The 23,283-nt window shown below is 71.1% G+C and carries 21 protein-coding genes; 11 read left to right on the top strand and 10 right to left on the bottom strand.

The features are described 5' to 3' along the window. Positions 1 to 11: 11 nt before the first annotated feature. Positions 12 to 719, bottom strand: coding sequence for a TetR/AcrR family transcriptional regulator (locus BLV96_RS28745; protein WP_086678446.1), 708 nt, complete (start codon positions 717 to 719; stop codon positions 12 to 14). Between the two features lie 72 nt (positions 720 to 791). Here BLV96_RS28745 and BLV96_RS28740 point away from each other — a divergent pair, with 72 nt between their 5' ends. Continuing rightward, positions 792 to 2,231 (top strand): carotenoid oxygenase family protein, encoded by a 1,440-nt coding sequence (locus BLV96_RS28740; RefSeq protein ID WP_086678445.1) that lies wholly within the window; start codon positions 792 to 794, stop codon positions 2,229 to 2,231. Here the strand turns inward: BLV96_RS28740 and fdhD are convergent. Next, on the bottom strand, positions 2,228 to 3,052 hold the full coding sequence (gene fdhD, locus BLV96_RS28735) for a formate dehydrogenase accessory sulfurtransferase FdhD (RefSeq protein ID WP_086678444.1): 825 nt from the start codon (positions 3,050 to 3,052) through the stop codon (positions 2,228 to 2,230). The two genes, BLV96_RS28740 and fdhD, sit on opposite strands and share 4 nt — an antisense overlap. 104 nt (positions 3,053 to 3,156) lie before the next feature. Between fdhD and BLV96_RS28730 the strand changes: the two genes are divergently transcribed. The 5 genes from BLV96_RS28730 (at position 3,157) to BLV96_RS28715 (ending at position 8,292) form a co-directional block, all read left to right on the top strand. Next, positions 3,157 to 4,512: an L-lactate MFS transporter gene (locus BLV96_RS28730; RefSeq protein WP_086678443.1), complete on the top strand. Its 1,356-nt coding sequence runs from the start codon at positions 3,157 to 3,159 to the stop codon at positions 4,510 to 4,512. Beyond that, a complete protein-coding gene (locus tag BLV96_RS51280; RefSeq protein WP_284742082.1) occupies positions 4,512 to 4,637 on the top strand; it encodes an MFS transporter small subunit in 126 nt (41 codons plus the stop codon). Before BLV96_RS28730 ends, BLV96_RS51280 begins: the two co-directional genes overlap by 1 nt. A gap of 59 nt (positions 4,638 to 4,696) precedes the next feature. Next, positions 4,697 to 6,097, top strand: a complete 1,401-nt coding sequence (locus tag BLV96_RS28725; protein WP_086678442.1) for an LCP family protein — start codon at positions 4,697 to 4,699, stop codon at positions 6,095 to 6,097. 279 nt (positions 6,098 to 6,376) lie between these two features. Further along, positions 6,377 to 6,952, top strand: coding sequence for a hypothetical protein (locus tag BLV96_RS28720; RefSeq protein WP_244180535.1), 576 nt, complete (start codon positions 6,377 to 6,379; stop codon positions 6,950 to 6,952). 77 nt (positions 6,953 to 7,029) lie between these two features. Then, complete coding sequence (locus BLV96_RS28715; protein ID WP_208608341.1) at positions 7,030 to 8,292, top strand: MFS transporter; 1,263 nt, start codon at positions 7,030 to 7,032, stop codon at positions 8,290 to 8,292. Between the two features lie 316 nt (positions 8,293 to 8,608). Here the strand turns inward: BLV96_RS28715 and BLV96_RS28710 are convergent, their stop codons facing one another. From BLV96_RS28710 to BLV96_RS28690, 5 genes are all read right to left on the bottom strand, one after another. Continuing rightward, complete coding sequence (locus BLV96_RS28710; RefSeq protein ID WP_086678441.1) at positions 8,609 to 10,915, bottom strand: FdhF/YdeP family oxidoreductase; 2,307 nt, start codon at positions 10,913 to 10,915, stop codon at positions 8,609 to 8,611. Positions 10,916 to 10,957: 42 nt separating this feature from the next. Beyond that, complete coding sequence (locus BLV96_RS28705) at positions 10,958 to 12,259, bottom strand: MFS transporter (RefSeq protein WP_086678440.1); 1,302 nt, start codon at positions 12,257 to 12,259, stop codon at positions 10,958 to 10,960. A 68-nt stretch (positions 12,260 to 12,327) separates the two neighbouring features. Beyond that, complete coding sequence (locus BLV96_RS28700; RefSeq protein WP_086678439.1) at positions 12,328 to 12,765, bottom strand: MarR family winged helix-turn-helix transcriptional regulator; 438 nt, start codon at positions 12,763 to 12,765, stop codon at positions 12,328 to 12,330. 106 nt (positions 12,766 to 12,871) lie between these two features. Beyond that, positions 12,872 to 13,849, bottom strand: coding sequence for a hypothetical protein (locus tag BLV96_RS28695; protein WP_086678438.1), 978 nt, complete (start codon positions 13,847 to 13,849; stop codon positions 12,872 to 12,874). A gap of 51 nt (positions 13,850 to 13,900) precedes the next feature. Then, positions 13,901 to 14,203, bottom strand: coding sequence for a hypothetical protein (locus tag BLV96_RS28690; RefSeq protein WP_086678458.1), 303 nt, complete (start codon positions 14,201 to 14,203; stop codon positions 13,901 to 13,903). 58 nt (positions 14,204 to 14,261) lie between these two features. Here BLV96_RS28690 and BLV96_RS28685 point away from each other — a divergent pair, with 58 nt between their 5' ends. Both BLV96_RS28685 and BLV96_RS28680 read left to right on the top strand, forming a co-directional pair. Continuing rightward, positions 14,262 to 16,883 (top strand): valine--tRNA ligase, encoded by a 2,622-nt coding sequence (locus BLV96_RS28685; RefSeq protein WP_086678437.1) that lies wholly within the window; start codon positions 14,262 to 14,264, stop codon positions 16,881 to 16,883. 151 nt (positions 16,884 to 17,034) lie between these two features. Then, on the top strand, positions 17,035 to 17,463 hold the full coding sequence (locus BLV96_RS28680; protein ID WP_143051034.1) for a hypothetical protein: 429 nt from the start codon (positions 17,035 to 17,037) through the stop codon (positions 17,461 to 17,463). A gap of 14 nt (positions 17,464 to 17,477) precedes the next feature. Here BLV96_RS28680 and BLV96_RS28675 read toward each other — a convergent pair whose 3' ends face one another. Then, a complete protein-coding gene (locus tag BLV96_RS28675; RefSeq protein WP_244180533.1) occupies positions 17,478 to 18,374 on the bottom strand; it encodes a LysR family transcriptional regulator in 897 nt (298 codons plus the stop codon). A 74-nt stretch (positions 18,375 to 18,448) separates the two neighbouring features. Here BLV96_RS28675 and BLV96_RS28670 point away from each other — a divergent pair, with 74 nt between their 5' ends. Continuing rightward, on the top strand, positions 18,449 to 19,207 hold the full coding sequence (locus tag BLV96_RS28670) for an alpha/beta fold hydrolase (protein ID WP_086678435.1): 759 nt from the start codon (positions 18,449 to 18,451) through the stop codon (positions 19,205 to 19,207). A gap of 3 nt (positions 19,208 to 19,210) precedes the next feature. After that, positions 19,211 to 19,990: an alpha/beta fold hydrolase gene (locus tag BLV96_RS28665; protein WP_086678434.1), complete on the top strand. Its 780-nt coding sequence runs from the start codon at positions 19,211 to 19,213 to the stop codon at positions 19,988 to 19,990. Here the strand turns inward: BLV96_RS28665 and BLV96_RS28660 are convergent. Both BLV96_RS28660 and BLV96_RS28655 read right to left on the bottom strand, forming a co-directional pair. After that, positions 19,974 to 20,834, bottom strand: a complete 861-nt coding sequence (locus BLV96_RS28660; protein ID WP_086678433.1) for an SGNH/GDSL hydrolase family protein — start codon at positions 20,832 to 20,834, stop codon at positions 19,974 to 19,976. The two genes, BLV96_RS28665 and BLV96_RS28660, sit on opposite strands and share 17 nt — an antisense overlap. Positions 20,835 to 20,910: 76 nt before the next feature. Next, positions 20,911 to 21,546, bottom strand: coding sequence for a class I SAM-dependent methyltransferase (locus tag BLV96_RS28655; protein WP_086678432.1), 636 nt, complete (start codon positions 21,544 to 21,546; stop codon positions 20,911 to 20,913). A 73-nt stretch (positions 21,547 to 21,619) separates the two neighbouring features. Here BLV96_RS28655 and folC point away from each other — a divergent pair, with 73 nt between their 5' ends. Further along, positions 21,620 to 23,275 carry a bifunctional tetrahydrofolate synthase/dihydrofolate synthase gene (gene folC, locus BLV96_RS28650; protein WP_086678431.1) on the top strand — a complete coding sequence of 552 codons (1,656 nt, stop codon included), beginning with the start codon at positions 21,620 to 21,622 and terminating at the stop codon, positions 23,273 to 23,275. Positions 23,276 to 23,283: the final 8 nt, after the last annotated feature.

Below are 23,283 nucleotides of genomic sequence, written 5' to 3'. Positions count from 1 at the left end.
TGTTCGCCGGGTTAGTCGTTCCCACCCTGCCCGGCGTTTCGGTTTCTCGCGCGCCAAGCCGCCTTCGCGGCCTCGGTCGAGCGTTCCGCCTGCTCCACAGTGTCCCCGAGACCCACCGCGAGGGTGATCCCCAGGGGTATCAAGATGTGGTCGATGCCCTGCTCGGCGACCCCGAAGTGGCCCGACGCCTCGAGCGTGACGAAGCCGTGCAGCGCGCTCCACAGCTGCGCGGCGGCCTGGTACTTGTCGGCGGGCCGGAACCGGCCGGCCTCGATGGCCCGCTCGGTCGCCCGGACGATGTGGTCGAACGCCTCCAGGCCCTCCTGAGCGGCTTCTCGGCCCTCCTCGGTGGTGAGGTCGGACAGCGTCGCCCGCTTGCCGCCCGGCGCGGACTGGCCGAACGTCACCGCGAACAGCTGCGGCTGCTCCGCGACCGCCTGCCGGTAGGTGCGGGCCAGGCTGAAGATGTCGGCGACCGGGTCGCCGGTCTCGCCGACCTCGGCCAGCCAGGTGCTGAGCCGCAGAAACCCGGTGCGCGCGACCTCGTCGACCAGCGCGGCCATGCCCCCGAAGTGCGTGTACACGGCCATCGTCGAGACGCCGACCTCCGCCGCCAGCTTGCGGGCCTGCAGGGCTTCGGGGCCGCCCTCGTCGAGCAGCCGGATGGCGGCGTCGACGAGCCGCTCCTTGACGTCGTTCGCACGCGGTTTCGGGCTCATGCTTGCCAGTATCTCATAACCCTGTTATAAATTGCCTTATAACCGAGTTATGGCAACTCTGGAGGGGTCGGCATGGGCAACAAGTTCCTCGAAGGCAACTTCGCCCCGGTGAGCCGGGAGCACACGATCACCGAGCTGGCCGTCACCGGGCGCATCCCGGACTTCCTCGACGGCCGCTACCTGCGCAACGGGCCCAACCCGCTGTCCGAAGTGGACCCGGCGGCCTACCACTGGTTCATGGGCGACGGCATGGTCCACGGCGTCCGCCTGCGGGACGGCAAGGCCGAGTGGTACCGCAACCGCTGGGTGCGCAACCCGGCCGTCGCGGCGGCGCTGAACGGCGAGGACCCGAGCCGCTTCTGCGGCCTGGACGCGCTCGGCGCCAACACGAACGTGATCGGCCACGCCGGCAAGACCCTCGCCCTGGTCGAGGCGGGCGCGCCGATCTACGAGCTGACCGACGAGCTCGACACCGTCGGCCGCTGCGACTTCGACGGCACGCTCCCGGGCGGCTACACCGCCCACCCGAAGCGCGACCCGCGCACCGGTGAGCTGCACGCCGTCTCGTACTTCTTCGGCATGGGCAACAAGGTCCAGTACTCGGTGATCGACGCCGACGGCCACGCGCGCCGCACGGTCGACGTCGAGGTCACCGGGTCGCCGATGATGCACGACTTCTCCCTGACCGAGAAGCACGTCGTCTTCTACGACCTGCCGGTGACGTTCAACGCCGAGATGGCGGTCGCCGCCAGCGTGCCGAGCGCGCTGCGGACGCCGGCGAAGCTGGTCGTCTCGGCCATGGTCGGCAAGGTCCGCGTGCCGGACCCGGTGACGGCGATGATGACCCGCAAGATCGGCGCGAACGGCGGCCTGCCGTACCGCTGGGACCCGAAGTACCCGGCGCGCGTCGGGGTCATGCCGCGCGAGGGCGGCAACGGCGACGTCCGCTGGTTCGACGTCGAGCCGTGCTACGTCTTCCACCCGCTCAACGCCTACGACGACGGCGACTCGATCGTGCTCGACATCGTGCGCCACCCGCGGATGTTCGACCGCGAGCTGCACGGCCCGGACGAGGGCGGCCCGACCCTGGACCGCTGGACGGTCGACCTGGCCGCGGGCAAGGTCATCGAGGAGCGCCTCGACGACCAGGGCCAGGAGTTCCCGCGCGTGGACGAGCGGCTGGTCGGCCGCCGCCACCGCTACGGCTACGCGATGTCGGCCGACGGCGGCGCGAACCCGGGCGGGTCGTTGTTCAAGCACGACTTCGCGACCGGTGCGCGGCAGGAGCGCGCGTTCGGGGCGGGACGCCAGCCGGGCGAGTTCGTGTTCGTACCGTCCCATGAGGACGCACCGGAGGACGACGGCGTCCTCATGGGCTTCGTGTTCGACCCGGCGACGCAGCGCAGCGACCTGACGCTGCTGGACGCGGGAACGCTGGAGACGGTCGCGGCGATCCACCTGCCGGACCGGGTGCCCAACGGCTTCCACGGCAACTGGGTCGAGTCGGTCTAGGTCAGGAGGCGGTGGTCGCCGGTGTAAAGGTTCATCGAGTCGCCGCGCAGGAAGCCCACCAGGGTCATCCCGTTCTCCTCCGCCAGCTCGACCGCCAGCGACGATGGCGCGGACACCGCGGCCAGCAACCCGATCCCCGCCATCGCCGCCTTCTGCACCAGCTCGAACGACGCGCGCCCGGACACCAGCAAGCCGAGTCCGGGTGCCGGTACCCGGCCCTCCAGGACCGCCCAGCCCAGCACCTTGTCCACCGCGTTGTGCCGGCCGACGTCCTCGCGGACCACCTCGATCGAGCCGTCCGGGGTGAACAGGGCCGCCGCGTGCAGTCCGCCCGTGCTCGCGAAGACCTTCTGGCGGGCGCGCAGCGCGTCCGGCAGGGCGGACAGCGTCTCGCTCTTCACCGCGAAGTCGGCCGAGGCGGGGGAGAAGCGGGTACGCAGCTTCACCGCATCGAGTGCCGCCTTGCCGCAGACGCCGCACGAGGACGTCGTGTAGAAGTTGCGCTCGACCCCGGTGTCCGGCGGCGGAACGCCGTCGGCCAGCGCGATGTCCAGCACGTTGTAGGTGTTGCGGCCCTGGTCGTCGACGCCGTCGCAGTAGCGGGCGACCGCGATGTCCTCGCGGCCGCCGATCACGCCTTCGGACAGCAGGAAACCGTGGGCCAGCTCGACGTCGTGCCCCGGCGTGCGCATCGTGACCGCCAGGGCCTTGCCGCCGACGCGCAGCTCCAGGGGTTCTTCGGCGGCCAGCGCGTCGGGGCGGCGCCGGTCCCCGGTCGCGGAGATCCGCCGCACCGGCCTGCGGACGGTCACCCTGCCCATGCCCCACACCCTTCTCCGCCGGAAAGTTTGACACCCGCATGGTGCAACGCCGGGTATTTAGTAATACATTCCCTCCATCATCCCCACTCTAGGAGAGGGATCCGATGGCTCTCGGCTTCCTGGACCGTTCCCGGATCGTGGCACCCCCAGGCTGGACGCGCTGGCTGGTGCCGCCGGCGGCCCTTTCGGTACACCTGTCGATCGGGCAGGCCTACGCGTGGAGCGTCTTCAAGACGCCGCTCGAGAAGACGATGCACCTCAACGGGACGCAGAGCTCGCTGCCGTTCCAGCTGGGCATCGTCATGCTCGGGCTGTCCGCCGCGTTCGGCGGGACCCTCGTCGAGAAGAACGGCCCGCGCTGGGCGATGTTCGTGTCGATGTGCTGCTTCGCCAGCGGGTTCCTCATCTCCGCCCTCGGCGTCGCGACCGGCCAGTTCTGGCTGGTCGTCGTCGGCTACGGCGGGATCGGCGGCGTCGGGCTCGGCATCGGCTACATCTCGCCGGTGTCCACGCTCATCAAGTGGTTCCCGGACCGGCCGGGCATGGCCACCGGCATCGCGATCATGGGCTTCGGCGGCGGCGCGCTGATCGCCTCGCCGTGGTCGTCGTCGATGCTCGGCACCACGCCGACCACGGGCACCATCGCGACGGCGTTCCTCGTCCACGGCATCGTCTACGCGGTGTTCATGTCGATGGGCTGGCTGCTCGTGCGCGTGCCGGCCGACGACTGGAAGCCGGCCGGCTGGGAGCCCAAGACCGACCACGGCAAGGCGATGATCAGCACCGCGAACGTCTCGGCCGCGAACGCGATCAAGACGCCGCAGTTCTGGCTGCTGTGGGTCGTGCTGTGCTTCAACGTCACCGCGGGCATCGGCATCCTGGAGAAGGCGTCGCCGATGATCGTGGACTTCTTCAAGGGCACGTCCACGCCGGTCGGCACGGCCGCGGCGGCCGGGTTCGTCGCGCTGCTGTCGCTGTGCAACATGCTCGGCCGGTTCGTCTGGTCGTCCACTTCGGACGTCGTGGGCCGCAAGAACATCTACCGCACCTACCTCGGCGTCGGCGCGGTGCTGTACCTGGTGATCGCGCTGACGGACAACTCGTCGAAGCTCGTGTTCATCCTGTGCGCGATGGTGATCCTGTCGTTCTACGGCGGTGGGTTCGCGACGATCCCGGCGTACCTGAAGGACCTCTTCGGCACCTACCAGGTCGGCGCGATCCACGGCCGGCTGCTCACGGCGTGGTCGGTGGCCGGCGTGCTCGGGCCGCTGATCGTCAACGCGATCGCGGACAACGAGAAGTCGGCGGGCAAGTCCGGCCCGGCGCTCTACCAGCTGTCCTTCTACATCATGATCGGCCTGCTCGTGGTCGGGTTCGTGGCCAACGAGCTGGTCCGCCCGGTCAAGGAGAAGTACCACGAGCCCGTCGCCGCGGGCGCGGCCGCGAGGAGTGAGGCGTGATGACCGAGCCGGCGACGAAACCCAACCGGGTACCGCTGATCGTGCTGGCGTGGGCGTGGGTGGTCCTGCCCTTCGCCTACGGCGTCTACCAGCTGTTCCTGAAGCTGGTGCAGCTTTTCGGCTGAGCCCGTGTGACCTGGCTCACGCGCAGCAGCAGGAGGCGGCCCGGCGGCGTCGGTAGGGCGTGCAGCTACTGGGGAAGATCGCCGTCGCCGGGCTCGCCTTCACGGTTCTGTGCGGGACCGCGTACGGCTACGCCAACCTCCACGCCCTCGACGAAGTCACGCGCGACAGCGTCATCGGCGACGGCGCCGCGGCGGCCGGCGAACGGCCCGCCGACGGGTCGCTCGACATCCTGCTCGTCGGCCGGGACTCCCGGACCGACCAGCAGGAGCACCCGCTTCCCGCGGACGTCCTGCGCGAGCTGCGGGCCGGGGCCAACGGCGACGACCTCACCGACACCCTGATCGTGCTGCGGATCCCGAACGGGACCCACGACGTGAAAGCGTTTTCCATCCCCCGCGACAGCTACGTGTCGATGCCCGGCGGGAAGGGCAAGATCAACGCCGCGTTCGGCCGCGCGAAGGCCGCCGAAGCGAAGCGGCAGCGCGACGCGGGGGAGACCGACAAGGCCAAGGTCACCAAGGCCGCCCTCACCGCCGGGCGGCGCGGGACGCGGCAGGCGGTCGAGGACCTCACCGGCGTCGAGATCGACCACTACGCCGAAGTCAACCTGCTCAGCTTCTACGAGATCAGCAAGGCGATCGGCGGCGTCGACGTCTGCCTCAAGGAAGCCACCAAGGACAAGAACTCCGGCGCGGACTTCCCGGCCGGGCCGCAGCGGATCCAGGGCGCCGAGGCGCTGGCCTTCGTCCGGCAGCGCGACGGGCTCCCGGGCACCGACTTCGCCCGCGTCCGGCGCCAGCAGGTGTTCCTCGCGGGGCTGGCCCGGCAGGTGCTGTCGGCGGGGACGCTGACCAACCCCGGGAAGCTTTCCGACCTCATCGACGCCGTCAAGCGGTCGGTCGTGCTCGACGACTCGTGGCAGCTGCTCGACTTCGTCGCTCAGATGCGCGGCGTCAGCGGCGGCGGGATCCGGTTCGAGACGATCCCGGTCGTCAACCGCGACTACCGGTACGACCCGGACAAGCCGACCGCCACGGCGGTGCAGGTCGATCCGGCCGCCGTGAAGTCCTTCGCGGCGAACCTCATCGGCTCGCCGCCGCCGTCGACGCCGGCCGCCCCGGTCACCGTCGACGTCACCAACGCGAGCCCCAAGGGCGGCCTCGCGGCCCGCGTGTCCGGCTTCCTGGGCGAGCACGGCTTCGCCAAGGGCGTGACCGGCAACGCCGACGCGCGCCGGACGTCCCTGGTCCGCTTCGGCGCGGACCTCGCGCAGCGGGGCGCTGAGGTCGCGAAGCTGCTGGGCGGGCTCTCGACGCAGGAGTCCGCGGCGGTGCCGCCGGGTCACATCGAGGTCGTGCTCGGGACGGTCTACTCCGGTCCCGGCACCACCGGTGGCGGCGGCGCCCCCGCGGCCGGCGACGAACCGATCACGTCCGACGGCGTCGTCTGCGTGAATTGAGCGGAGCTTTTCGCAGGAATCGACGAAAGCGCGGGAAGAATTTCCGCAAAGCCGCGTAAAGGCGTTTTCCGCCGACCGGACCACGGCGGACCACGCGGGTGACTGGTCTTGACGCTGCCTCCCTGGTGAGGCAGGGTGCGATGACCGTCGGCGGCAGCCCGCCAGGCGGACCGGAAAAGATCACCGGACCGGTGACGACCCGGAAAGTCAATTTCGAGAAATACGGAAAGTCCGGAACCTATGCGTAGCAGCGTTGCCCGCGGAGGGTGGCTCCTTCCGGTGCTCGCTTCCGCCGTTTTGTGCGCCGGGTGCCAGTCCGCATCCGCGGCGGCGCACTACCCCGAATCGATCGACGCCTGCAAGCTGCCCGGGCCGAACGCGCACAACCAGCTCGCCCCCGGAACCGTCGAAGTCCCGGCCGGCTCGGTGAAGACCGCCGACGCGAAGGTCATCCCCCAGGACCGCTCGACCGAGGGCAACGACCTCACCAGCTGCAAGCGCCTGTTCGCCCGCGACCTCGGCGGCGGCAAGCCCAACATGCAGGACTACCGGCTGGTGACGATCGCCGTGGTGCGGTTCACCGACTCCGACGCGGAGGGCAGCGCGGCCAAGGCGAGCCAGCTGCTGACCGACGCGCTCAGCGACCATTCGGGCGTCCGGCTGGTCACGGACGTCGGCGACGAGGCCGGGTTCTCCGAGCAGTGGGCGGCGGTCCGCACGGGCAACGTGGTGCTGGGCATGGCGATCGCCGACGGCGGCACGGAGGCGGCGTTGATTCCCCCGGCGACGCTCGACAACGTCCAGGCGGTGGTCACCGACATGACCAACACCCTGCAGCGCGACTACAAGGGCTGAGGTTCCGCCGGCCGCGAAACCCGCTGACAGCCGCGCGCGGTGCGCGGCATCCTCCCGGAAGATCGGGAGGGGGCCGGGTGGCCGGACGACGTGGTGGCCTGTGGCGGCACCGGGACTTCCGCCTGCTGTGGGCGGGCGAGACGACCAGCAAGCTGGGCAGCAACGTCACGACCGTCGCGCTGCCCTTGGTGGCCGTGCTCGTGACGCACGCCGGGCCGTTCACCGTGGGGTTGATCGCGGCGGCGTCCTGGGTGCCCTGGCTGCTGATCGGCCTGCCGGCCGGGGCGTGGATCGACCGGCTCCCGCGCCGGCCGGTGATGCTGGGCTGCGACGTGCTTTCGGCCGCGGCGCTCATCAGCGTCCCGGTCGCGGCCTGGCTGGGCGTCCTGACCGTGGCACAGCTGGTCGTCGTCGCGGTGCTGACGGGGGCGGGCAGTGTCCTGTTCAGCACCGCCTACCGCGTGTACCTGCCGGTCCTCGTCGCCCCGGCGGACCTGCCGGAGGGGAACGCGAAGCTGCAGGGCAGCGAGGCGTGTGCGCAGCTCGCCGGCCGGAGCCTGGCGGGGGTGCTCGCCCAGTGGGCGGGCGCGGTGGCCGGCCTGGTCGTCGACGCGGTGACGTTCCTGGTGTCCGCGGGCTGCCTGGCGGCGATCTCCGCGCGGGAACCACCCCGGCCGGCGGTCTCGCGGCCGAGCAGCCTGCGCCGGGAGATCGCCGACGGGTTGCGGTGGGTGGCCCACGACCGGTACCTGCGCTCGCTGGCGGTGTTCAGCGCGGTCGCCAACGTCGCGCTGACCGGCTACCAGGCCATCCAGGTCGTCTTCTTCGTGCGGGAGGTCGGCGTTCCGCCGGGTGCCGTGGGCGTCCTGGTGGCGGCCCCGGGCGCCGGCGGGGTGCTCGGCGCGGCCCTCGCCGTCCAGCTCGCGCGGCGCTGGGGGAGTGCGCGGAGCCTGCTGGCCTGCCTGCTCACCCTCACCCCGCTCGGGTTTCTCATCCCGCTGACCACGCCCGGTCCCGGCTTGGGTTTCGCCGCGGCCGGCGGGGTCGCCGTCGGCGCGGCCGTGGTGGCGGCGAACGTGCTCGCCGCGGGCTTCCGGCAGACCTACCCGCCGCCGGGCGTGCGCGGCCGGGTCGTCGCGACGAGCAGCCTGCTGGCGAACGGATCGAGCGCCGCCGGAGCCCTGCTCGCCGGTGCCGTCGGCTCGCTGGCCGGCCCGCGCGCGGCGGTGTGGGTGGTCATGGGCGTGCTCGTCGCGGCGACGGCCGTCGTCGCGGCTGGCCCGATCCGGACTGGCCGGGACCTCCCCGCCTCCGCGACGCGGCCGACTCGTCGGGCTTGAGGTTTGAGGCGCACGACGATCGCTTTCGCTGGCCGGCCCGCGCGCGGCGGTGTGGGTGGTCATGGGCGTGCTCGTCGCGGCGACGGCCGTCGTCGCGGCTGGCCCGATCCGGACTGGCCGGGACCTCCCCGCCTCCGCGACGCGGCCGACTCGTCGGGCTTGAGGTTTGAGGCGCACGACGATCGCTTTCGCTGGCCGGCCCGCGCGCGGCGGTGTGGGTGGTCATGGGCGTGCTCGTCGCGGCGACGGCCGTCGTCGCGGCCGGCCCGATCCGGACCGGCCGTGACCTCCCCGCCTCCGCGACGCGGCCGGCCCGTCAGGCCTGAGGCTCCAAGCGCACCACGATCGCCTTCGACACCGGCGTGTTCGACTTCTCGGCCACCGAGTCCAGCGGCACCAGCGCGTTGGCCTCCGGGAAGTACGCCGCCGCGCAGCCGGGGGCCGTCGGGTACGCCACCACGCGGAACGCCGGTGCCCGGCGGTCGCCGTCGCGCCACTCCGAGACCAGGTCCACCAAGGCACCGTCGGTCAGGCCGAGCGCCGTGATGTCCGCCGGGTTCACCAGCACCACCCGGCGGGCGTTCTCGATGCCGCGGTAGCGGTCCGACAGCCCGTAGATCGTGGTGTTGTACTGGTCGTGGCTGCGCATGGTCTGCAGCAGCAGCCGCCCCTGGGGCACGGCCGGGTACTCCAGCTCCGACACCGTGAAGTTGCCCTTGCCGTTGGCCGTCCCGGTGAACTCCCGCGAGTCGCGTGGCGCGTGCGGCAGCACGAACCCGTCCGGCTCGCGGACGCGGCGGTTGTAGTCCTGGCAGCCCGGCACGACCCGGGAGATGCGGTCGCGGATCAGGTCGTAGTCGGTCTCGAACGTCCGCCACGGCACCGCGTGCCCCGCCCCGAACAGCGTCTCGCCCAGCCGGCAGACGATCGCGACCTCCGACAGCAGGTGCTCGCTCGCCGGCTTCAGGCGGCCGCGCGAGGTGTGCACCTGCGACATCGAGTCCTCGACCGTGACGAACTGCTCACCGCTCGCCTGGACGTCCCGCTCGGTGCGCCCGAGCGTCGGCAGGACCAGCGCCGTGCGGCCGTGCACGACGTGCGAGCGGTTCAGCTTCGTCGAGACGTGCACGGTCAGCGAGCACGACTCCAGCGCCTTCTCCGTCGCCTCCGTGTCCGGTGTCGCGGACGCGAAGTTGCCGCCCACGGCGAAGAACACCTTGCCGCGGCCGTCGCGCATCGCCCGGATCGCGTCGACGGTGTCGAAACCGTGCTCGCGCGGGACGTCGATGCCGAACTCGCCGGCCAGGGCGTCCATGAAGGACTGCGGCATCTTCTCCCAGATGCCCATCGTCCGGTCGCCCTGGACGTTCGAGTGCCCGCGCACCGGGCACAGGCCCGCGCCCGGCTTGCCGATCATCCCGCGCACCAGCGCCAGGTTCGCGATCTCGGAGATCGTCGGGACGGCGTGCTTGTGCTGCGTCAGGCCCATCGCCCAGCAGTAGATCGTCCGCTCCGACGACGCGATCATCCGCGCGACGCGCTCGATCTGCTCCCGCGGCAGCCCGGTCGCGGTCTCGACCTCGGTCCAGTCGATCTCGCGCAGGTGCTTGGCGTAGTCGTCGAAGCCGTCGGTGACCCGCTCGACGAAGTCGCGGTCGACGATCGTGCCCGGCGCTTCCTCGTCCCAGGTGAGCAGCAGGTGCCCGACGGCCTGGAACAGCGCGAGGTCGCCGCCGAGGCGGATCTGCGCGAACTCGTCGGCCAGCGGCGTGCCCTTGCCGACGACGCCGCGGACGTTCTGCGGGTTCTTGAACCGCATCAACCCGGCTTCGGGCAACGGGTTCACGGCGATGATCTTCGCGCCGTTGCCCTTGGCCTCTTCCAGCGCCGAGAGCATCCGCGGGTGGTTGGTCCCCGGGTTCTGCCCGACGACGACGATCAGGTCGGCCCGGTGGATGTCGGCGAGGCTGACCGAGCCCTTGCCGACGCCGGTCGTCGCCGACAGCGCCGCGCCGGAGGACTCGTGGCACATGTTGGAGCAGTCGGGAAGGTTGTTGGTGCCGAAGGACCGCACCAGCAGCTGGTAGAGGAACGCGGCTTCGTTGCTGGTGCGGCCCGAGGTGTAGAAGATCGCCTCGTTGGGGTCGGTCAGCGCTTTCAGCTCACCGGCGACCAGCTCGAACGCGTCGTCCCAGGAAATCGGTTCGTAGTGCGTCGCGCCTTCGCGCAGCACGAACGGCTCGGTGATCCGGCCCTGCTGGCCGAGCCAGTAGTCGGTCTTGGCCCGCAGGTCCTCGATCGGGTGCTGTGCGAAGAACCCGCGGTCCACCCGCCGTTTCGTGGCTTCCTCGGCGACGGCCTTGGCGCCGTTCTCGCAGAACTCGGCCAGCTTGCGCTTCTCGCCGTCGACCTCGCGCGGCTCCGGCCACGCGCAGCCCGGGCAGTCGAAGCCTTCGCGCTGGTTCAGCAGCCGCAGCGCCTTGACCGTCCGGCCGGTGCCCATCTGCTCGACACTGCGCGCGAGCGACACGGCCACCCCGGGTATCCCGGCCGCCCAGCCCTTCGGCTTGCCCACCTCGAGGCGGTTCTCGTCCACATCCTGCACCGGCGCTTCACGGGTCATGCGTCCATCGTGCGCCTCGATGATCCCCGGCGCTGACACGGGTCACGCTTCGGCGGCGCGCAATCCCCGGTCGGCGAGGGTGACGGCGAGCAGCAGGACGCTGACGACGATCAGCGCGACCGCCAGCCGGTGCAGGCCGGCCGAGTCCGCGTGCGGCCCATAGCAAAGCGCGATGAGCGTCGAGGCGACGATCGCGCCGAAGTACTGCGCCGTGCGGAACAGGCCGCTCGCGGTGCCCATCTGCTCGGCCGGCGCTTCGCGGTAGAGCGTCGTCTGGTTCGCGACGCTCGTCAGGCCCTGGGCCAGACCGAACAACGCCGCCAGCGCCAGCAGCGCGCCCACCCACGTGCCGTCGTGGACGAACAGCAGCAGCGCCGAGCCGCCGACCAGGGCCACCGCGACCGTGATCAGCCGCGCCCGGATCCCGGACGCGCGGCCCGAGAACGCCGCCGCGCAGACCGCCGTGCCCGACATCGGCAGCAGCATCAGCCCGGCGGCCTCCTCGGACAGCCGCCGCGTCGTCTCCAGCCACTGGACGTAGCCGAACATGATCGCGTAGATGGCCATGAAGCTCAGGGCCTGGCGCAGGTAGGTGCGCAGGATCGCGTGGTTGGCCGCGAGCATCCGCAGATCGAGGAACGGGTCGCCGCGGCGCAGCTCGACCAGCGTGAACGCGGTGCCGAAGACCGCGACGAGGGCGAGCACCCAGCTGTCGGTGCCGGGGTCCATCAGGAAGAACAGCAGCGCCAGCAGCGTCGCCGAGAACAGCGCGATGCCCACGACGTCGATCCGCTTCGCCGCGCGCTCGCCGCGGTCGCTCTTCGGCACCCACAGCAGCGCCAGCACCAGGGACAGCCCGGCGAGCGGGATGTTCACCGCGAAGATCGCGGGCCAGCCGAACAGGGCGATCAGCACCCCGCCGAGCGTCGGGCCGATCACCATGACCGTCTGCGCGGACATCGACAGCAGCGACAGCACGCGGGCGGGCACGCCCTGCCCGGTGGCTTCGGCGTGGTGGCGCAGCACGGCCATCGCGGCCGGGAACCCGGCGCACGTGCCCAGGCCCAGCACGACCCGCACGCCGGTCAGCCAGCCGACGGAGATCGGGACCAGCCCGGCGATCCCGGCGATGATCACCAGCGTCGCGCCGCCGAGCAGGACCCGGCGGGCGCCGTAGCGGTCGACGAGCAGGCCGACCACCGGCTGCCCGACCGCGGTGGCCAGGTAGAGCGCCGAGATCAGCCACGCGGTCTGGCCGGGGCCCGCGCCGAAGCTCTGCCCGATCGGCACGAGCGCGACGGCGATGAGCGTGGAGTTGATCGGGTTGAGCACCGCGCCGGCCACCAGCGGGGTGACCAGACGGGCGCCGAACTTCGCGGGAGCGGTGAGGGTGGCCGTGAGGACCCCTTCTTTCAGTGTTCGGCGACGCGCTGCAGCAGCGGCAGCGCGCGGGTGACGACGTCGAGTTCGGCGGGGGAGAGGGCGTCCGCCAGCGCCTGGGCGAGCCACTCCTCGCGGTGCTGGAGGATGCCGCGCACGGTGTTGCTGCCGGACTCGGACAGGCTGATCACCACGCGGCGCCGGTCGGCCGGGTCGGGGGTGCGGGCGAGGTAGCCGAGCTCGTCGAGGACGCCGAGGGTGGCGGCCATCGACTGCTGCCGCACGTGCTCGGCGGCGGCCAGCTCACCTTGGGTCGCGGGTCCTTCGCGGTGCAGCCGGTTGAGGACGGCGGACTGCGTCGGCGTCAGGATGCCGGCGTTGTCGACGTGGCGCAGCCGCCGGTGCAGCTGCGCCACGACGCCGCGGAGCCAGCCGGCGCTTTCGGCCACGTGTGCGGGTACTTCGCCCATACACACAGTTTAACTGTACAGTCCAGACTGTGCATCCGGATGTGACGCAAGTCCGTGAATGGCACATTCACGGACGCTTGGTCCCTCGATGTGCCATTCACGGACTTCAGGCCGGGCAGCCGTCCAGGGCCGGGACCGGGTACTTCGGGTCGTAGTAGCCGGGTGCGTCCTGGTCTTCGCCGGTGCCCGGGCCGGCCGGCGGGTTCGCGTAGCCGGGCGCCAGGTACCCGTCCTTCGCGGCGGCGCACCCGACCGACGAGAACGCGCTCTGGCCGGTCCCGAGCCAGAGCCCGTGGCTGCTCTCGGCGAAGGTCTTGCCGCTGCGGATGATGTACGTCTCGTCCACGCGCAGGAAGCTGACGATCTCCCCCGGGCTGGTCAGCCCCTCCGGGTGGACGTTGTCGAAGGCGTAGGCGACGACGTACTTGGCGTCGACGGCCAGCTCACCGGGCTTGGCGCCGGGGTGCGCGGCGAGCGTGCCGAACGTGCGGGGCCCGGCGTCGAGCAGGTGGTAGCCGTCAGCGATCTCGGTCACGTAGGAGTCGAAGCTCGCGACGCCCTTCGCCGGCTTGCGGCCGAACACCTCGGTCAGCTGGTCGCGCATGTCCGGCGCGACCAGGGCGAAGAAGGCCTTCGGGTCGTGCCCGGTCAGCACCGCGGGATCGAGCCGGGCCGCGGAGATCGCCCGCTTGACCTGGGCGTAGGCGTCGGCTTCGGCGGATCCGGCCGGGGTCTCGGTGATGCCGTCCAGCCCCTTCCGCCACGTGTCGGCGGGGGTGTTCGCGTACGGCCGGGCGAGGTCGACGCGGGCGTACTGCGGCACCCCGGTCGGGTTCGGCGGCGCGGCCGCCGGGGCGGGCCGGCGCCCGACCAGGACGATCGCGGCGGTCGTCACGGCGAGGATGGCCACGAACACGCCGAAGATCCACCAGCGGCGCCGGGGTTTCCGCACCCTGCGCTTCTGCTGCCTGCGGAACTGCTTGCGGTCCTGCTTGGCGCCCAGCCAGGCATCGGTCCGGGCGTGCTTGCGCCACTCCGGGTCCATCAGGTCCGGGTGCGAATCGAGCAGGTTGTCGTCGTCCACGTTTCTTTCCCCCAAGGTCGATGCCTGATCATCGACGGCGGGGGCCGGACGTTACGAGGTGAAGTAGAGCAGGGGGTCCTCGTTGACGCCGATGCCCTGGACCTGGTGCACGACGACGGCCGCCGCGACCAGGACCACGACCAGCAGCAGCGCGAGCACGCCCGGCCACCGGCTGTGTCCGGGCTGCGGGTGGCCGCCGGTGCGGCGCTCGCGGGCGCGGCGCTTCTTCAGGTCCTTCTTCGCGCCCAGCCAGGCGTCCCGCTCGGCGTACTTCTGCCAGTCCGGGTTCATCAGGTCCGGGTGTGTCTCCAGGCGCCGGTCGTCCGGGTCCTGGGGCTGCTGGGGCTGTGCCATCGTCGGAGTGCCTTCCCCCTGGGTGACCCGCCGTGACGGGTTCGTAGACTTGTCCATTGTGACCGAGAACGCTCCGCAGCAGACCACCGACCTTCCGGGTGCCTGGGACCCGGCCGCCGAGGAAGCCCCGATGTACGACCGCTGGGTAGCGGCCGGGTACTTCACGGCCGACGCCTCGTCGGGGAAGCCGCCGTTCTCGATCGTACTGCCGCCGCCGAACGTCACCGGTTCGCTGCACATGGGCCACGCGCTCAACCACACCCTGATGGACGCGATGAGCCGCCGCCGGCGCATGCAGGGCTACGAGGTGCTGTGGCTGCCGGGCATGGACCACGCGGGCATCGCGACGCAGAACGTCGTCGAGCGCCAGCTGGCCGGCGAGGGCCTTTCGCGCCACGACCTGGGCCGCGAGAAGTTCGTCGAGCGCGTCTGGGAGTGGAAGGCCGAGTACGGCGGCAAGATCCTCGGCCAGATGAAGCGCCTCGGCGACGGCGTCGACTGGTCGCGTGAGCGCTTCACGATGGACGACAACCTGTCGAAGGCCGTCCAGACGGTGTTCAAGAACTTCTTCGACGAGGGCCTGATCTACCGCGCCGAGCGGATCATCAACTGGTGCCCGCGCTGCCAGACGGCGCTGTCGGACATCGAGGTCGACCACAACGACGACGACGGCGAGCTCGTGTCGATCCGCTACGGCGACGGCGACAACGCGATCGTGGTCGCGACGACCCGCGCCGAGACGATGCTGGGCGACACCGCGGTCGCCGTCCACCCGGACGACGAGCGGTACGCGCACCTGGTCGGCACCGAGGTCGAGCTGCCGCTGACCGGCCGCCGCATCCCGATCGTGGCCGACAAGCACGTCGACCCCGCGTTCGGCACCGGCGCGGTGAAGGTCACCCCGGCCCACGACCCGAACGACTTCGAGATCGGCCGCCGCCACGACCTGCCGATGCTCACGGTGATGAACGAGCGCGCCGAGATCACGGTTCCCGGCCCGTTCCAGGGCCTCGACCGGTTCGAGGCGCGGCCCGCGGTGGTCGCGGCGCTGCGGGAGCTGGGCCGGATCGTCGCCGAGAAGCGCCCGTACGTGCACGCGGTCGGGCACTGCTCACGCTGCGACACGGTCGTCGAACCGCGGCTGTCGCTGCAGTGGTGGGTCAAGGTCGAGGAGCTGGCTCGCCTGGCCGGTGACGCCGTTCGCGACGGCCGGACCAAGATCCACCCGCCGGAGCTGGGCAAGCGGTACTTCGACTGGGTCGACAACATGCACGACTGGACGATTTCGCGCCAGCTGTGGTGGGGCCACCGCATCCCGGTGTACTACGGCCCGGACGGCGAAGTGGTGTGCGTCGGCCCGGACGAGCAGCCCCCGTCCGGGGACGGCTGGACGCAGGACCCGGACGTGCTGGACACGTGGTTCTCGTCCGGTCTGTGGCCGATGTCGACGCTGGGGTGGCCGTCGTCCTCCGCGGATTTGGAGAAGTTCTACCCGACCAGCGTTCTTTCGACGGGCTACGACATCCTGTTCTTCTGGGTGGTCCGGATGATGATGTTCGGCGTGCACCAGATGGACGGCGTGCAGCCGTTCGACCACGTGTACCTGCACGGCCTGATCCGCGACGCGAACGGCAAGAAGATGTCGAAGTCGCGCGGCAACGTGATCGACCCGCTGGAGTGGATGGACGCGTACGGCGCGGACGCGACCAGGTTCACCCTGGCCCGCGGCGCGAACCCGGGCGCGGACATGGCGCTGGCCGACGAGTGGGCGGCGGGTTCCCGCAACTTCTGCACGAAGCTGTGGAACGCGACGAAGTTCGCGATGATGAACGGTGCTTCGGTCGCTGCTCCGTTGCCTGCTGCTTCTTCTTTGACGGAATCGGATCGGTGGATCCTCGGCCGCCTCGGCGCGCTGGTGTCCGAAGTGGACGGCCTGTTCGAGGACTTCCAGTTCGCGAAGGTGGCGGGCGCGCTCTACCAGTTCACGTGGAACGAGCTGTGCGACTGGTACCTGGAGCTGGCGAAGGTCCAGCTGTACCAAGGGGATGCTTCGCGGGTGTCGGCCACTCGTGCGGTGCTGGGCCACGTGCTGGACACGGTGCTGCGGCTGCTGCACCCGTTCATCCCGTTCATCACGGAGAAGCTCTGGACGGCCCTGACCGGCGGCGAGTCGCTGGTGGTCGCGGCTTGGCCGGCTCCGTTCGAGGGTTACGCGGACGCGGTGGCGGACGCGCGGATCGCGGACGTCCAGAAGCTGGTGACGGAGATCCGCCGCTTCCGCGCGGACCAGGGCCTGAAGCCGGGCCAGAAGGTGGCGGCTCGGCTGGCGGGCTACGCGGGCGGCCACGAGGAGGCGATCCGGTCGCTGGTCCGCTTGACTCCTGCGTCCGACGACTTCGCGGCGAGCGCATCGCTCGAGGTGGCGTTGGCCGACGGCGTGGTGACGGTGGAGCTGGACCTGTCGGGCACGGTCGACGTGGCTGCCGAGCGCAAGCGGCTGGAGAAGGACCTGGCGGTGGCGCGGAAGGAGCTGACCCAGACGGAGGCGAAGCTGGGCAACGAGGCGTTCATCGCGAAGGCCCCGGAGAAGGTGGTGGACAAGATCAAGCTCCGCAAGGAGACGGCGGTGGCGGACATCGACCGCATCACGGCCCGCTTGGCGGCCCTCCCGGCTTCCTGAGCTGACGGCGGCACTTTCACGTGAAAGTGCCGCCCCGACAAAGCCCGGTCCCTCCTGCGGGGGCCGGGCTTTGTCGTGTACTCGTTGTGGAACTGCCATCACGGACACACGACGGCTTCCGGGTCGGCCTTTCCGGCTGCATAATCCGTTCGTGACCGGTTGGCTGGGAGTGTTCGGTGTGATAGTCGGTGCGACGATCGCCTTGTTCGGGCAGTTCATGTCGCGGACAGTGGAGTACAAGCGGGAAGGTCGCCGCTTGTTCGTCGAGAATTGCGCTTCGTTGATTGCTCTGGAAGAGGACTTCCGAAATCGAGTGTGGGAAGAGCGGAAACTCGGTTTGAGCGACTCGGTCGCTCAGTGGGATCTGTCTGGTTACCGTCTTGTGGCTGCTCAGGTGCGCCTGACTTCTGATGATGAGCGGCTGCTGCGATCACTTGCCGATCTGAGGGTGGCGGGGCAGGAGCTGGGTAAAAGCTGGCGGATGGGCAGTCTCGACAGTGACGAATTGGAAGTTGCTTGGAAGAAGCACAAGTCGGCGCTAGAGAATTTCGTCGCTGCCGCCAAGCGTGCGAGTCAATGATGCGTCGAGGCTGCTCAGTCCGCCTCGATGGCCCGCGCCGCTTCGATCAAAGCCACCACCTCCGGGGTCACCCGGCGCTCGGCCGGCGTGGCCAAGTACGTCTGCATCCGCGGGGTCGGCTCCCGGAGCGGTCGGAACACCACCCCCGGCACCGGCAGCAAATTGGCGTGCGCCCGGTAGAACACCGTCCAGTGTGGACGGCCGTACCCCAACGTGCCCAACGTGTCCTGCGCCGTCGTGAAGTCCGGGCCCAGTACCGGCTCGAACCCCGCCGCGCGGCAGCACGACACCACCAGCTCGAACAACGGCCGGTTCCGCGAAACCGGGCTCAACCGCACCGGGAGCGAAGCCAGCGAAGCGAACGAAACCTCAACCGAAGCCGCCAACGGATGAGAAGCGGGCAACGCCACCAACACCTCGTCCATCCACAAGGGAGTGAAGTCCAGCCCGGACGACGGCCAGGAACCCCGCACGATGGTCGCGTCCAAGGAGCCGTCACGGACCCGCTCGAGCCGCTGGGACGTCGGCGCGTGGACCAGCTCCAGCGAGACCGAGGGCGCCAGCCGGGCGAACGCGCCCAGCAACAGGTCCAGCCGATCGCCGAGGCCTTCGCTCGTGCCGAGCCGGAGCGACCGGACGTCGCGGAACTCCGCCACCGAATCCGTCGCCCGGTCGGCCGCCGACAGCACCGCTCGCGCGTGCGGCAGGAACCGCTGCCCGGCCTCGGACAGAACCACCGCCCGCGTCGTCCGCGTGAACAACGAGACGCCCAGCGCCCGCTCCAGCCGCCGGACCTGCTGGCTCACCGCCGGCTGGACGATGTGCAGCCGCTCCGCCGCGCGGCCGAAGTGCAGCTCCTCGGCCACGGCCACGAAATAGCGCAGCTGACGCAGCTCCACGAACGCCCCCATTCATCATCGATCGTGATCAGTGTACGAGCGACTCGGCCATCGATCACCGGCCGCCGGAGCGGAACGCTCGAGGCATGCCTCGAATGACCGTCGAAAACGCCGAACTCCACTACGAAGACGAAGGAGAAGGACCCGCCCTGCTGTTCGTGCACGGCTGGGGGACCAGCGGCCGGGTCTGGCAGTCGTGCCTGCCCGACCTCGCGCGGGACCACCGCGTCGTCACCCTCGACTGGCGCGGCTGCGGCCGCTCGGACCAGCCCGCCCGCGGCAACACCATCGCCGGCGTCACCGCCGACCTCGTGACCGTGATCGAGACGCTGAAGATCGAGCCCACCGTCGTCGGGTCCAGCATCGGGGGTGTCTTCGCCACCGAACTCGCCCTGGCCCGGCCCGACCTGGTCGAAGCGGTCGTCGCCGTCGACAGCCCCGGGTACTGGCCGGGCACCGGCATGCTTGACAAGGTGCACGACCTGCGCAAACGGCTTGTCGACGACCGCGTCGGGACCTTCGAGGACTGGGTGCCCAACTGGGTCGCGGGCCACCGGCCCGGGCTGGTCGCCTGGACGATCCGGCAGCTGCTCGACTCCGGCGCCTACATCGACGAGCTGTTCACCGAATGCACCACCTACGACCCGCGGCCCCGCCTGAAGGAGCTGGCCGTCCCGATCACCTACCTGCACGGCGAGCTGGACGCCGAAATCCCGCTCGAAGTGCCGCGCACCTGCGCCGCGGAAACGCCCGGCGCCCGGGTGCACGTCATCGCCGGCTGCGGTCACCTCCCGCACCAGGAAGACCCGCGCGCGTTCAACGCCGCCCTCCGCGAGATCGCCTGAACGATGCCGAAAGTGACGCTCGAAGACGCCGTCGTCCACTACGACCGGACCGGCGACGGTCCCGCGCTGCTCCTGCTGCACGGCACCGCAGCCTCCCGCGAGCAGTGGGCGCACCTCACCGAACGCGCCAAGCGGCGCAACACCGTCCTGGCCCCCGACTTCCCGGGCTCCGGCCTCACCGTCGACGACGGCGGCCCGATCACCATCGAAGCCCTCGCTGCCCAAGCCGAAGCCGTGCTCGACCACGCGGGCGTAGACCAAGCCCACGTCGTCGGCCACTCCCTCGGCGCCGTCGTGGCCGCCCACCTGGCCGGCACCCGCGCGGACCGCGTCCGGAAGGCGGTCCTGCACGCCGCCTGGCCCGCGACCGACACCCGGCAGGACGCCGAGTTCCGCTACTGGCTGGACCTGCTCGAAACCGGAACGTTCGCGCGCATGCTCCCGCTGATGGCGTTCGGCCCGCGCTACTGGGAGCAGGCCACCGCCGAGAGCAACGAACAGCTCGTCAAGACGCTCGAGCCGGCGATCCAGCCCGGGACCGCCCGCCAGATCGAAGCCGACCGGGCCGTCGACCTCCGCCCGATCCTGGGGAAGATCGCCGCGAGAGTCCTGGTCCTCGGCAGCGCGCACGACCGGCTGATCACGGCGGAGCAGCAGCAGGAGCTGGTCGCCACGATCCCGGACGCGCGCGCCGCCGAGATCGACGCGGGGCACGGTGCCCCGGCCGAGCTGCCGGACGAGTTCGCCCGGCTCGTCCTGGACTTCCTCAGCGCAGGGACTTGAGCACCACCGCCGCCACACCCGCCATCCCCGTCTTGAGCGGGTGGTAGGCGGCCGCTTCGAAGACGTTCTGGTCCTTCCCGTTGATCCACGCCGCACCGCCGCGCGCGCACGCGTCGTGGCCGCGGGACGGGCCGAACGTGTCGACGAACTCCGCCTTGCCGTCCGCGTCCGCCGCGTCGGACAGCGTCCGGTTCAGCTTCTCCTCGATGATGTTCAGCCACGCGTAGTCGCCGTCGGCGAACGGCAGCACGTCCGGGCAGTACCCCTTCTCCGGCGCGATCCGCGGATAGCCGATCACCAGCACCCGCGCCTTCGGCGAACGCTCGTGGATCGTGGCGAGCACGGCCTCGACCCGCGGCCCGATGTTGTCGATCGTCGTGGTGACGGAGTCGCCGAAGTGCTCCTCGCACGGGTTGCCCGTCGGGTCGCTCGCCCGCAGGCCCGGGCACGTCGAGGTCAAGCTGCCGAAGACGCCGTAGTCGTTGCCGCCGATGCCGAGCGTCACCAGGTCGGTGTCGATCCGCAGCGCGCCCAGCTGCGGCGGGTTGGTGCCGTTGAACGGCACGCCCTGCGGCCGGGTCATGTTCGTCGTGTCCGCGCCGGCGCAGCTGACGTCGGTGAACCGCGTGGCGTGCAGCGCCGCGGCCACCACCGACGGGTAGTTCGCCGTCGACCGGCCGCAGCCGAGCGGGTCGACCCGCTGGACCGGGATGAACGGCCCGGAGGTGTAGGAGTCGCCGAGGGCGACGTAGCTGCCGATGCTCGCCGCGGAGGCGGCGGTGGCCGACGCCGGCAGCAGGATGGCTGCCGCGACGACGGCGGTGAGCAGCCGGGTGATGCGCATGAAGAAGACCCCGTTCTCGCTGGTGGAAACGCTGCCTCCACATCTAGCGAGCCGCGGGCGGCGACGGAGATGAACTTCACCCCGCAGTGGGGTCACCGTCGCCGTGCTCACGGTAAGTGATCAACGTGCGCCAGAAGAACAGCGACCGGACGGTGCTGCCAGGCAGCAGTCGGGCCGCTTCGCGACGCACCTCGGCCATCGTCGGGAAGTCGTCGACGAGGGGGGCCTGCGGGCCGTCTTCAGGGCCGCCGTTCAGCCGCTCGCCGGCGTAGACGACGAGCCGCGCGAGCGCGTTCACCGGCACCGCCGCGATGGCCCGCGCCCAGTCCGCCGGCGTGCTGGGCCGGGCCAGGGCCAGCACCACGAGCACGCCGCCCGGCACCAGCGCGCGGCGCAGCTTGGCGAGCGTCTCGACCGGCATGTGGTGCAGTGACGCCAGGCACGAGATGAAGTCGTAGTGCGCCTCGGGCAGGGGATCGGTGGTGACGTCGGCCTGCCGGTAGACGATCTCGCCCGGGCCCGGGGACCCGAGGCCCGCCGCCGCTCCGACCATCGCCGCGGAGACGTCGACCGCCTCCACCGCCATGCCGGTCGCGGCCAGCCGCCGCGCGAACCGGCCGGTGCCGCACCCGACGTCCAGCGCGATCCCCGGCCCCGGTGGCAGGAGGTCCAGCAGCAGCGGGTGGTAGTGGTCGTTGTGGTTGAACGGCATGCGTCGAGAGTGCCACCGCGCCCGCACGTAGACTCGCAAGGCAAGCCGAAAACCCCAGGCCGGAGGAGATTCAGTGCCGCAGGATGAGACAGGTCGCAAGCCGGACCTGTCGGATCTCGACAGCTTCGCGGGCGTCGACGAACTGGGGACGTCGGGGTACGAGGAGTCCGACGACCACGACCCGGAGCTGGACGTCCGCGACACCGCGTTCGAAGCGGGCGGCGGCGCGCGCGGCGGCATCGGCGGGGTCGGCCAGCTGGGCGACAACCTCGCCACCGGCCCGGTGCCCGACCTGACCGTGCCCGAGGACGCCGAGCTGCACGAGCTCGACGACCAGGGCGAAGCCGCGGTCTACGGCGACCCGGACGGGCCCGAGGCGCGGCGGGAGCTGCTGGCCGTCGAAGCCGAGCTGAACCAGCGCTGGCCCGAGACGAAGATCGAGCCGTCGCTGACCCGGATCTCCGCGCTGACGCAGCTGCTGGGCGAGCCGAACAAGGGCTACCCGGTGCTGCACGTCGCCGGCACGAACGGCAAGGGCTCCACGGCCCGGATGATCGACGCGCTGCTGACCCGGATGGGCCTGCGCGTCGGCCGCTACACGAGCCCGCACCTGCAGCTGGTCACCGAGCGGATCGCGCTCGACGGCCGCCCGATCTCCGCCGCGCGCTACGCCGAGCTGTGGCACGACATCGCGCCGTACGTGGCCATGGTGGACGGTGCCGCCGCCGACGGCGTCGAGATGAGCAAGTTCGAGATCCTCACCGGGATGGCGTTCGCCGCGTTCGCCGACGCGCCGGTGGAGGCCGCGGTGCTCGAAGCGGGCCTGGGCGGCGCCTGGGACGCCACGAACGTCGCCGACGCCGACGTCGCCGTCATCACCCCGATCGGCCTCGACCACGTCGAGTACCTGGGCCCCGATCCGGTCAGCGCGGCGAAGGAGAAGGCGGGCATCATCAAGCCCGGCTCGGTCGCGGTCATCGCCGAGCAGGACCCCGAGGTCCTGAAGGTGCTGCTGGCCCGGGCCGTCGAGGTCGACGCGGCGGTCGCCCGCGCGGGCAGCGAGTTCGGCGTGCTCGAGAAGGAGATCGCCGTCGGCGGGCAGCTGCTGAAGCTGCAGGGCCTCGGCGGGGTCTACGACGAGATCTTCCTGCCGCTGCACGGCGCCCACCAGGCGGCGAACGCCGCGCTGGCGCTGGCGGCGGTCGAGGCGTTCTTCGGCGCGGGCAAGGACAAGCAGCTGGTCGTCGAGGCCGTCCGCGAGGCGTTCGCGGAGGTCGAGACCCCGGGCCGGCTCGAGCGCGTCCGGGCCGCACCCGCGGTCATGCTCGACGCGGCGCACAACCCGCACGGCGCCCGCGCGCTGGCCGCGACGGTGGCCGAGGAGTTCGCCTTCCGCCGCCTGGTCGCGGTGGTCGGCGTGATGGCCGAAAAGGACGCGCACGGCATCCTCGACGCCCTGGAGCCGGTGGTGTCCGACATCGTCGTGACGCGCAACTCCTCGCCGCGCGCGATGCCCCTGGACGAGCTGAACCGGCTCGCGATCTCGATCTTCGGCGAGGAGCGCGTGGTCGCCGAAACCGACTTGGAGACGGCGATCGAGACCGCGATCGCGCTGGTGGAGACCAGCGACGATCCCGAAGAACCGCTGTCCGGCGGCGGTGTGCTCGTCACCGGCTCGGTGGTCACCGCCGGCGAGGCGCGCACCCTGTTCGGGAAGGAGCCGGCGTGACGTCCGAG

The sequence above is a fragment of the Amycolatopsis pretoriensis genome (assembly GCF_900107925.1).
Lineage (GTDB): Bacteria > Actinomycetota > Actinomycetes > Mycobacteriales > Pseudonocardiaceae > Amycolatopsis > Amycolatopsis pretoriensis.
The sequence above is the reverse complement of the archived record's forward strand: the minus strand, read 5'-3'. Positions and strand labels throughout refer to the sequence as shown.